The following is a 9,469-nucleotide window of genomic DNA, read 5'->3' on the forward strand; positions in this document are numbered from 1 at the left end:
GCCGAGGCATGCCCCAGCAGCGCCAGCGAATCGTCGAACACCTTTGGCGTGTCGACATCGAAGATCACGAGGACAAAGCCGGAGAACGGCAGCCACACCACGGGCTGCTTCAGGGACTCAGGATCTTGCCCGGCAGCGCATAGCTCATCACCATCCGATTGAGGGTGGGGACCTCTTTCTGCTCGAAGTCGTGATGGCGCGCGGCGATGTAGCCGAGCAGAATGGTGATGACCGCGGGAAGCAGCGCGCCTAGAATCTTTTCTAGCATTTCGGGATCCTTGAACGCGAGCGGAGGGTTTGCGGAAACGCGTCCGAAAGGACCATAGGAGACCTGATAAAGCTCATAGACGAGGAGACCTACCCTGCCATGAAGACCCTCTCAGCCGCCGATATCGAGCAAGCCAAGCTCGACCCCGCTACCGTCTTTCATACACCGGAGGACGTGCTTCAGGCATCTCTTGCCCCGGAGGACAAGAAATCGATCCTACTGCGCTGGGAGGAGGATGCGGATGCGCTGATTCGCGCCACGGACGAGGGCATGGAGCCTTCCGACAATCGGCGCACGCCGGCGGAGTTGCTGGCCGCGATCCAGGCGGCCCTCGAAACGCTCGAGGACAGCGCGTAGCCCCCGCGCGCCGTCAAAGCAGATCCTCTCCTCCATGCGGCATATGCGGGATTAGCGTGGAACCTTTGCGCAGTTTTGCGCGTTTCCCAAGCACCATCCGTACAATCTGACCACGAGAGGAGGACGTTCATGGCAACGACCAAGATCGATCGCGATGGCGAAGTACATACCGAGATGACCACCACCGAGGCCCGTCAGGGGGCAAATGCGGGGGTGATCTGGGTCCTCGGCATTTCCCTTGCGCTTACCGTTATCGCCGGTCTGGCGCTTGGTGTCGGCTGGATTACTCTGCCCTGGTAGTCGCGTGACCCCTTGATGTCCGGGCCGCGAGCACAAATCTGTATGGTTAAGCTGTTCCGCCAGGAGGGGATGAACCATGAGATCGTGTCTGGCCCGTTTGAGCGTGGCTCTCGTATCCGCGGCACTCCTACTCGCCGCCCTGCCCGTCTCCGCCAAGCCAGTGGAATCGCAGGATAATTCCTTTCACGCCGATCTTGATCGCTTCACCTCCACGTTGAAGGCGGAAGGCAAGCGGGCGCTGACAGCCGCCGCCAACGCGGTTTCGCACGCCGTCCAGGACGGTAGCGCCGCACTTGCCGAAGGCGAGACGGATGCCGCCAAGCGATTCCAAGAATTTCGCGCGGCGTTAAACGAGCGGAAAGCCAGACTCGGCATGATCGGCGAGGATGCGGCGGAACGGCTCGAGACTTGGAAGCAGACTTGGAAGCAGACTTGGAAGCAGGAGACCATCGCGGCTTGGTTGGACTCTTGGCCCGACAGCTGGACCGATACGATGAGCGCGATGCATCGCTCGGCAACCGGCGCACTCGACTGGTTCCGCGATTGGCTCAAAACACCGTCCGCTTCTGACAAACCGACACAGATTTTCGTTTGACCCCCATTGACCAAGATTGAGAGAGCAACATGACCAACGAGACCCAAAAACTGGAAAAGGCCGAGAAAGAGTGGGCCGATCTGCAACGTGACCTCGACACGCTCGGCGAGCAGCTGAATTCGCTCCGCGAGCATACAGCCGCCCTCGGCGGGACCGTCGTCGCGGATATGGAGAGCCGTTTCCAGGACGTCCGCGCCCACGCGCTCGGCTTCCGCTCGGCAACCGAGGAGCAGTTCGAAGCCCTCCGTAAGCTGGCCATGGAGCAGGCCGCGCACACGCAGAGCACGCTGACCGAAACCGGCATGAAGTCGGCCGAGATGGCCAAGGATACCGCGCGGCAGATGTGGGACCGCGCCGAGCCCCTGCGCCAGGGCGCGCAAGAGGTCGGACAGGGTTTCGTCCGCGCTTGGTCGGAAATCGCCGCGTCATTTGGCAAGGCGGCCGAAAAGGTTCAGTCCGAAGGGGACAAGGCGGCCACCGGCGAGGAGAACCACAAGGCGGGCTAACCGTTTAAAGAGCACACACCTAAAGAGAGTGCCCGGGTCTTCATGACCCGGGCATTTTCGTTTGTGCCTAGCCGGCGTGGGCCGGCACGCGCGATTGCGCATCCGCCGGCTGCATCAATTCGGCGCGCACAAGGCCGCGCACGGAGTTGCCGAGATAGATGCGATCGGCGCGCGCCAGATCGGCGGGCGTCAGTACCGCCTCGCTGGCCGCGGCCCGCGGCAGGTCGAGCAGCTCTTCCCGTAAGGTGCCGGGCAAAAGACCGCAGGCAAGCGCGGGCGTGAACAAGCGTCCGTCCTGCTCCACGAACAGTGTCGTGCGAGTCCCTTCCGTGAGCTCGCCGCGCGTGTTCAGGAACACCACCTCATCGCACCCGGTGAGCGCCTTCTGGCGCTCCATCTCGGCGTCATAGAACTGCCGGCGCGTGGTCTTGTGATAAAAGAGCGGGTCCTTCTCGTCGACGCGCTGATCGGAGATGACAAAGCGCCAGACCGTGTCCTTGGTCGGCAGCTCGATCTCCCGCGCGGAGACGGTGATGGCGCCTTCTTCCCCGAGCAGCAAGCGCACCAGCGCTACCTGCGCCGTGATGCGGCTCGCTTCCTCATTGAGCGCGGCGAGGACCGCCGCACGCGAGAACGGATAGCCGAAATGCTGCGCGGAGGCCTGAAGCCGCGCCAGATGCCGCTCCAGGAGGTGGTAGCCCTTTCCCTCCTCGTAGCGCAGCGTCTCGATCAGCTCGAATGACGCATCGACTTTCGTGAGGAAATGCGCCTTGAGGAGGCATTCCTCGTATTCGGAGTCTTCCTTGGAGTCGGCGACGATACCGCCGCCGATGCCCATCTCGCCGCTTTGCCCATCGAGCACCACGGTGCGAATCGCCACGTTGAATTGACAATCACCGGACGGCGCGATGTGGCCGATGGCGCCCGTATAGACGCCGCGCGGGCCGCCTTCGAGCTCGCGAATGATCTCCATGGCGCGGACCTTCGGTGCGCCGGTGACCGACCCGCAGGGGAACAGCGCATGCAGCATGTCCCCCAAGCCCATATCGGAGCGCAGCTCCGCGGTGATTCCGGAGGTCATCTGATGCACCGAACGGTAGGTCTCCACCGTGAAGAGGTCGGTGACCTCGACGGAGCCGATGCGCGACACGCGCGCGAGGTCGTTGCGCAGGAGATCGACGATCATCAGGTTCTCGGCGCGCTGCTTCTCGTCCATGGCGAGCCAAGTCTTGAGGCGGGCGTCCTCGCGCGGCGTGCGGCCCCTGGGCGCGGTGCCTTTCATCGGCCTCGTGGACATGTGCTGGCCTTCGCGGCGGAAGAACAGCTCAGGCGACAGCGACAACACGGAAAGCTCGGGCGTCGCGATCAGCGCGCCATAGGCGACACGCTGCTTTCTGCGGAGCGCGGCGTAGAGCGCAGCCGCATCGCCATCGAAATCGAAGAAGAATTTCTGGGTGAGATTGATCTGATAGACGTCGCCGGCGGTGATGTAGTCCTTCACGGACTTAAAGGCGGAGCCGTATTGCTCGCGCGTCCAGGACAGGCGAAGATTGGAGATCTTGGCGTGCTCCGCGCCGCCATGAGTCTCCAGCCAGCGTCGCGTCTCGTCGTCGTTGAGGGGCTGCGGTTCCTTGAACAGGCCGATCCAAAATAGTGGCGTATCGCGGCCTTCAGGGAGCAGACCCCTCAATTTTGGCTCCAGGCAATAGCCGAGCTCATAGGCGAAATAGCCCGCCGCATGGAGCCCGCGCGCCAAGCCGTCGGAGATTTTTTGGAGTGCGGCTTCGATCCCGCCCGGCTCGCTGACACAGACGATCTCTTGCGGCGCGGTGAACAGCAGGCTGCGGCCACCGGCGGTGAGGCTGTCGTCGAGAAGAACGTAAGGCAGATCGGTCATAAAGAAGCGCCGCCCAGAAATCGCTTACGCGTCAAGCATAGAGGATATGGGGCTTTCGTGGGTCGAGATCGAGGCTCGTAAGGCAAGCCTCCTTTAGTCTCAAGCGAGGATCAGCATCTCGCCTTTGCCGAGCACGGCCATGTCGCCCATGAGGCGGCGGGCCCGCGCGCCGAAGCGGATGCGCAAGCCCTGGTCGCGCAGCCAGTTTTCGAGCAGGCGCAGATAATCGAACTCCATCACACCGCAATCGCTGTAGGTCGGGAGGATGTTCCGGGGCTTCTCCAGGAGGATGAGACTGCCGCGGCGATTGCCGTAACCGGCATAGCGGCCGGCGCCTTGCTTCAAGAGCAATGTGCCGGCGATCATGCGCGCGCCGGCATAGTCGCCCGCCTTGCCGCCAACGACGATGAGCCCGCGGCGTAAGCGCTCGCCGAGCAGCGCCCCGGCATCGCCGCCGATGGAGATGAAGCCGCCCTTCATGCCCATGGTCTCGCCGAAGGCCGCGGCGCCCGCTTGGTCCCCCACGTTGCGGCGAACCGCAATCTCGCCGCCAGCCATACTCGCGCCTGTGAGCACGCCGGTGCTGCCCGTCACGCCGATCTTGCCGCGCCTCATCTTGGCGCCGAGCAGCATGCCCGCATCGCCTTCGACAACGATCGCGCCGCCGGCGAGCCCTGCCCCGATCCTGTCACAGCGCTCGTCGGTCCCTTCGAAGCGGATGTTCTGCGCGTCCTTGCCCCTGATCTTGAAGGCATCGCCCACGGTGAGCTTTGTGCGCGTGGTGTTGATGGCGAGCGCCTCGATCTCCTTACGGCTCAAGCCGTCAAGGCGCGCAGGCACCAGCGGCGACAAATCGAGCCGCTGATCGGGCGTTTGCTTCAATTCGAAGGTCAGCGCGCTCACCCGACGATCTCCTTGAGGTGGAAGTGGTGGGGCCCGAGATTGCCGCCGTAATTGCCGGCGGTGATGTGGGTAACGCCTTCCCGCGCGCCGCCCTTGGCGATGGCGTGGATGCCCGCATGCATCGCCTCGTGGATCGCGTCGGCCGAGAGCCCGTCGATGACGATCTCTAGCACCGCCTCGACGTTGAGCGGCAGAGCGGATTTCACGGCGCCCTTCAAACCCGGGCAATAGGCGTCGTTGGTCGAGGCGATCTGGCCTTTGTACTGGGAGCCGACCTTGGAGCCGGAGCGTACGATGCCGCCGGGGAACGGCGTGATGACATCGGGCATCTCGGACATGGCCTTCACCGCGCGGGTGCAGGCCGCGAGCACGGATGCGTGGGACTTGCCAAGCACAAGGAGATTGCCGCCGCCCACGGCTTTCTTTGTAAGACCGGTCGTGTCCTCGCAGACGAACTCGCCGCCCATGACGGGAATGCGCCAATAGCGCCGGCCGCCAATGACCTTGGAAACCTGCCAGCCGTCACCGAAGAAGCGCAAGGAGGCGCCGAGCTTCAGCTTCTTCTCGCCTTCGAGACCGGCGTAGCAGGCCGAGCCGGGGCTCGTGAGCACGCATTGACCGACACGGTTGCGCAACTGCTTCTGAAGCTTGTCGGCATCCATGGTGAAGAGCAGCACGGCGACGCCGGGACGGCCGTCGGGCGTCTCCTTCTTGGAGAGCGTGCGCTCGATGCCGGCTTCCGCGCCGCAGGCGATCACCGAGGTGGCGAAGCCGGTCATGGTGCGCGCGGAGATCATCGCCCATTCGAGCGTGGGGGCCGTGATGATGACCCGCGTGCCGACCATGGGAAAGGCCTCGGCAAACGTCTCAACAATCGTGACGCCTTTGACTTTCAGCTCTGGCATGTCAGCTCTTCGAGCAGGGGATCGTCGCGAAACGGTCGGGACGATGAATGGCATTGGAGACGTCGAACCAGGATGGGTCGGCGCCGAAATAGCGGTCGTAGAAGGCGCTCACGCGCTTTTCGATCTGCGAGTCGAAGCCGGGCTCCACGTGATAGCAGCGGCCCCAAGTGACGCGCACGACATTGCCCTTGCGCACCACGAGGTTGCCCGACTTGAACACGAGGTCGGCCGCCGAGAACATCTTCGTCTTGTTCTTCTGCTCCGTGTAGACGGCGATGTCGGCGACGGCGCCGGGCGCCAGATGGCCGCGGTCGGTCAGGCCCAGAAGCTTCGCCGGCGCGGCGCGCGTGATGACAGCCAGCTCCGACAAGGTCAGCTCGCGCGAGATGCCAGCAAGATTGGACACGGCACGTGAGGCCTCGGGCAGCCCGTCGAGCCAGCGGGCACGCTCGTCCTTGTCCATGAGCAGATGGAAGATCTCCGGATAGCGCACGAACAGCGCACCGTTCGGGTGGTCGGTCGAAAACAGCACCCGCCACGGGTCCTCAGCCAAGAGAAAGATCTCGAGCCCGATGGCCCATTGCAGTGCGTTGACGAAGCTTTTTTTCTTGTAGTTGTAGGGCACGACACCGGTGCCGTTGCCCTCGCCCTGGCTGATGATCCATTTCTTCGGGTTCGCGGCGCGGCGACCGTCGAACTGGCGGAGCACGTCGCCGGAGATGGTGACGGTCTGGCCGAACATGACCTGGCCCACATCGACCGTGGCGTTACGGTGCTTGTTGACCGCCTCCATGAGACGTGGCGCGCCGGAGGAGAAGCCCTTCTCCCCTTCGTCGCCATAGCCGTAGAACTGAACATGAGCGAAGTGGATCGGCCGGCCTTGCGTCGCCTCGAGCGTCGCGACCGCGGTCTCCACGTTGCCGGCGATGCCGAGATTGTTGCAGTGGACATGCGGCGGATGCGGCACGCCGAGGTCCTCGACCGCTTGCTGCATGGCCTCGACAATCCCGCGGGAGGTCACACCGTATTCCGGCACCTCGTCGTCGAGGCCGAACTTGCGCGCATTGAACTTGAAGGCTTCGGAGCCCCCTGCGTTGATGACCTTGAGGCCCAGCGCCTTGGAGTGGGATAGCGTCCAGGCGACATAGTCCTTGAGCTCGTCGCTCTTGGCGTTGCCGCCGCGCAAGAGGCCAAGCGAATAATCGTCGTTGCCGAGGATGACGAGCCCGGCCACGTCGATGATCGGGATCGCGGCGAGCTCCGCGTGCGCCTCGATGGCGTGGGTCGGGATCATCGCCGGCTCGATCACCGTGGTGTAGCCCATCTCGGCATAGCGAATGCCCGTGGCGTACGATCCCCATGCGGCCGGCGACGGCAAGATCGGCTGACCCCCTTCCGCCGCGAGCAGCGGCAGCTCCGGCATCAGCTGGCGGCCGAGGGTCACATTGGTGCCGGCAATGTGCGAATGCACATCGATGGCGCCGGCCATGACGATCTTGCCGGAGACGTCGTGCACCTCGTCGGGCTCGCGCCCTTCGGGCTTTTCGACGATGCGGCCATTCTCGACATAGAGATCGCCGACCGCGTCGCGATCGTTCGCGGGATCGATGATCCGGCCGCCTTTGAGCTGGATGAGCATCAGGCGGCCCTCTTGGCTTCGATCAGCTCGGCGATGCGGGCCAGCACCTCGGCCACCGAGGGCTTGTCTTTATTCGCCGCCCTCGCTTTGACGACACCGATGCCGGCGATGGGCGGAAGATAAAGCGCCGCGTCATGGTCGCTTGCGGCGGCTCCAACGTCGATGACGATATCGCCGCGCGACGATCTGGCAGACTTGGACGTGAGCACGATTGCCGGCGCGCCTTTGGGCCGGTCGGCGCCCTCGCCGTCCAGCGCATCGATCCACACGAGCGCGTCGGCCTCGCCGCTCTTCAACAGACGCTCGGTCTCGTAGGCCCACATATTGTTGTCTGGCACCTTGCCCGCGAAGCTCGTGCGCACGGGCAGACCGCAGGTCCAGGTCGAGCAAAGATTGACGCCCTCGCCGTTGCCGGGCGCGGCGAGCGACATGGTCGCGGCGCGCGTGGTCTTGACGAGGTGGCGGACCATTTCGAGCACGGTGTGCAGCACCGGCTCCTCAAGCTCGGCCGGGTCGTAGACGAACACGGCAAAGGCGGAGTCGCGCAGCCGCGCGGCCGCCTTTTCGATCTTGTCGCGAAGTGCCTTGTCGCGGAGGTCGAAGCGGCCCTCGCGCACGGACGCGGCGAGCAGCGCGACGAGTTCCGGCACGGACGTCTTGCCGTTGACGACACTGGCAGGCACGCCTTTCGGCGTCTTCGCTTTGTCGAGGCCGAGAAGAAACAGCTCGCGCTTGTTCTTGCCGGGTCGCGGCAGGCCGGGCTCGCCCGGAAAGAGCTTATCGAGGAGGTCCGGGTCGCGGGCGAGCGGCCCCTCGCCGATCACCACCACCGTATCGGCGCGGTTCCTGACCTCGCCGAAGCTTGCAGGGGCAACGCCCGTCTCGCGCATGACGCGGGCGGCGCGGGAAAGGCCCGTACTTGCCGCATGATCGATCACGCCGCCAAGCTTCTCAGCGAGCGATATCGCAGCGGTCGCACCCTCAATATCGGTGAATAGGCCGCCGAAGACTGGGAGACGCGCACGGGCAAGCAGCTCTGCGGCACGTTCGAGCGTGCTGTCCAACTCGTTCTCCTCCTCGGCACTTCCTTGGGCGCACAAATAAACAGGTGGCCCGGAGGGCGCAAGCGCGGCAATGCGCCTCTCCAGGCCTAATCGGCCCGCAGCGCCCTCAAGCTCCGATTCGATAGAGACTCAAACGATGCATGCCCGGCGAATGGGCATGGCACGCAATGGCTAGTCTTTGGGCTTGTCGTATTTGATGTAGGAAAAGCGCATGTCGTCGGCGGGGGTGCCTTCGAGCGCGCCGCCTTCGAGCCCGGGCTGCCAGTTCACCACGTCCTCGATCTTCTTGGCGAGTTCGAAGTCCTTGTCGGTGATGCCCTTCGCCGCGTGGTTCATCAGCCGCACCTCGACCCAGGCATAGGAGGCCGTGATATCCGGGTGATGCCAAGCCGCCTCGGAGAGATGGCCGACGGTATTGATGACCATCAGCGTGCCCTTCCAGCTATTGGTCTTGAACTTCCGCCGGATCCAGCCGCCTTCGAGATGCCAGTGCGGCAGCTCCTTCTTGAGCCGCTCCTCAACCTCGGCGTCGCTATACGTGCGCTCTTTCGTTGCCATAGCTTCCTTCTTTTGAAAAAGTGAGCCGCATTCCGCTATTCGCTTTTGGGAGCATATCGGGGGGCTTCGAACCGATCAATGGAGGCCTCGCGAGGGCTAGGCTCATGCCGGACCTGGAACGCAATAAGGAGACGGTCGTGGCCTTTTACGACATGGCCTTCAACCAGTCGCGGCCGAGCGAGGCCATGGCGCTATATGCAGGGCCTGTGTACATCCAGCACAATCCGGGCGTGAAGGACGGCAAGGACGGCTTCATCGCCTATTTCGAGGAAATGGAGCGGCGTTATCCAGGCAAGCGCGTTCATTTCAAACGCATCATCGCCGAGGGCAATTACGTGGCGCTGCAATTGCTTGCAGGAATGGCCCGGCGATCGTGACTGGATTGGCATCGACATTTTCCGGTTGGATGACGCAGGAAAGATTGTAGAGCACTGGGATGTGTTGCAGGTCGAGCCGGAAAACTCGGCGAACCTGAAC

Annotated in this window: 12 protein-coding genes; 5 read left to right on the plus strand and 7 right to left on the minus strand. The window is 63.7% G+C overall.

Annotation, left to right across the window (positions count from 1 at the left end):
• Window positions 1–109: 109 nt before the first annotated feature.
• Entirely contained in the window at window positions 110–268 is a 159-nt protein-coding gene (locus ACSLE4_RS08655; RefSeq protein ID WP_435904060.1) for a hypothetical protein, read from the minus strand.
• A gap of 99 nt (window positions 269–367) precedes the next feature.
• Between ACSLE4_RS08655 and ACSLE4_RS08660 the strand changes: the two genes are divergently transcribed.
• From ACSLE4_RS08660 to ACSLE4_RS08675, 4 genes are all read left to right on the plus strand, one after another.
• Entirely contained in the window at window positions 368–625 is a 258-nt protein-coding gene (locus ACSLE4_RS08660) for a hypothetical protein (protein WP_435904061.1), read from the plus strand.
• Between the two features lie 129 nt (window positions 626–754).
• The gene (locus ACSLE4_RS08665; protein WP_435904062.1) at window positions 755–925 is read left to right on the plus strand and encodes a hypothetical protein; all 171 of its coding nucleotides are present in this window, start codon (window positions 755–757) and stop codon (window positions 923–925) included.
• Window positions 926–1,001: 76 nt separating this feature from the next.
• The gene (locus ACSLE4_RS08670; protein WP_435904063.1) at window positions 1,002–1,520 is read left to right on the plus strand and encodes a hypothetical protein; all 519 of its coding nucleotides are present in this window, start codon (window positions 1,002–1,004) and stop codon (window positions 1,518–1,520) included.
• A 29-nt stretch (window positions 1,521–1,549) separates the two neighbouring features.
• The gene (locus ACSLE4_RS08675) at window positions 1,550–2,026 is read left to right on the plus strand and encodes a hypothetical protein (RefSeq protein WP_435904064.1); all 477 of its coding nucleotides are present in this window, start codon (window positions 1,550–1,552) and stop codon (window positions 2,024–2,026) included.
• Window positions 2,027–2,093: 67 nt separating this feature from the next.
• Here the strand turns inward: ACSLE4_RS08675 and ACSLE4_RS08680 are convergent, their stop codons facing one another.
• The 6 genes from ACSLE4_RS08680 to ACSLE4_RS08705 all read right to left on the minus strand — a co-directional run bounded on the left by ACSLE4_RS08680 (window position 2,094) and on the right by ACSLE4_RS08705 (window position 8,992).
• On the minus strand, window positions 2,094–3,923 hold the full coding sequence (locus tag ACSLE4_RS08680) for an aminodeoxychorismate synthase component I (RefSeq protein ID WP_435904065.1): 1,830 nt from the start codon (window positions 3,921–3,923) through the stop codon (window positions 2,094–2,096).
• Between the two features lie 99 nt (window positions 3,924–4,022).
• On the minus strand, window positions 4,023–4,826 hold the full coding sequence (locus ACSLE4_RS08685; protein ID WP_435904066.1) for a formylmethanofuran dehydrogenase subunit C: 804 nt from the start codon (window positions 4,824–4,826) through the stop codon (window positions 4,023–4,025).
• Window positions 4,823–5,731 carry a formylmethanofuran--tetrahydromethanopterin N-formyltransferase gene (gene fhcD, locus ACSLE4_RS08690; RefSeq protein ID WP_435904067.1) on the minus strand — a complete coding sequence of 303 codons (909 nt, stop codon included), beginning with the start codon at window positions 5,729–5,731 and terminating at the stop codon, window positions 4,823–4,825. The genes ACSLE4_RS08685 and fhcD overlap by 4 nt, the downstream gene beginning before the upstream one ends.
• A gap of 1 nt (window position 5,732) precedes the next feature.
• Window positions 5,733–7,370, minus strand: a complete 1,638-nt coding sequence (locus ACSLE4_RS08695) for a formylmethanofuran dehydrogenase subunit A (RefSeq protein ID WP_435904068.1) — start codon at window positions 7,368–7,370, stop codon at window positions 5,733–5,735.
• Entirely contained in the window at window positions 7,370–8,434 is a 1,065-nt protein-coding gene (locus ACSLE4_RS08700) for a hypothetical protein (RefSeq protein ID WP_435904069.1), read from the minus strand. The genes ACSLE4_RS08695 and ACSLE4_RS08700 overlap by 1 nt, the downstream gene beginning before the upstream one ends.
• Before the next feature lie 171 nt (window positions 8,435–8,605).
• A complete protein-coding gene (locus ACSLE4_RS08705) occupies window positions 8,606–8,992 on the minus strand; it encodes a 4a-hydroxytetrahydrobiopterin dehydratase (RefSeq protein WP_069624655.1) in 387 nt (128 codons plus the stop codon).
• Window positions 8,993–9,096: 104 nt separating this feature from the next.
• Here ACSLE4_RS08705 and ACSLE4_RS08710 point away from each other — a divergent pair, with 104 nt between their 5' ends.
• Entirely contained in the window at window positions 9,097–9,369 is a 273-nt protein-coding gene (locus ACSLE4_RS08710; RefSeq protein WP_435904070.1) for a nuclear transport factor 2 family protein, read from the plus strand.
• Window positions 9,370–9,469: the final 100 nt, after the last annotated feature.

This window comes from Methyloceanibacter sp., from assembly GCF_051306395.1.
Classification (GTDB): domain Bacteria; phylum Pseudomonadota; class Alphaproteobacteria; order Rhizobiales; family Methyloligellaceae; genus Methyloceanibacter.

Excerpts from the sequence above, each read along its gene's own strand:
- ACSLE4_RS08695 (WP_435904068.1), bottom strand. The coding sequence starts at position 7,370 with ATGCTCATCCAGCTCAAAGGCGGCCGGATCATCGATCCCGCGAACGAT.
- ACSLE4_RS08655 (WP_435904060.1), bottom strand. The coding sequence starts at position 268 with ATGCTAGAAAAGATTCTAGGCGCGCTGCTTCCCGCGGTCATCACCATT.
- ACSLE4_RS08660 (WP_435904061.1), top strand. The coding sequence starts at position 368 with ATGAAGACCCTCTCAGCCGCCGATATCGAGCAAGCCAAGCTCGACCCC.
- ACSLE4_RS08705 (WP_069624655.1), bottom strand. The coding sequence starts at position 8,992 with ATGGCAACGAAAGAGCGCACGTATAGCGACGCCGAGGTTGAGGAGCGG.
- ACSLE4_RS08665 (WP_435904062.1), top strand. The coding sequence starts at position 755 with ATGGCAACGACCAAGATCGATCGCGATGGCGAAGTACATACCGAGATG.
- fhcD (WP_435904067.1), bottom strand. The coding sequence starts at position 5,731 with ATGCCAGAGCTGAAAGTCAAAGGCGTCACGATTGTTGAGACGTTTGCC.
- ACSLE4_RS08675 (WP_435904064.1), top strand. The coding sequence starts at position 1,550 with ATGACCAACGAGACCCAAAAACTGGAAAAGGCCGAGAAAGAGTGGGCC.
- ACSLE4_RS08710 (WP_435904070.1), top strand. The coding sequence starts at position 9,097 with ATGCCGGACCTGGAACGCAATAAGGAGACGGTCGTGGCCTTTTACGAC.
- ACSLE4_RS08680 (WP_435904065.1), bottom strand. The coding sequence starts at position 3,923 with ATGACCGATCTGCCTTACGTTCTTCTCGACGACAGCCTCACCGCCGGT.
- ACSLE4_RS08670 (WP_435904063.1), top strand. The coding sequence starts at position 1,002 with ATGAGATCGTGTCTGGCCCGTTTGAGCGTGGCTCTCGTATCCGCGGCA.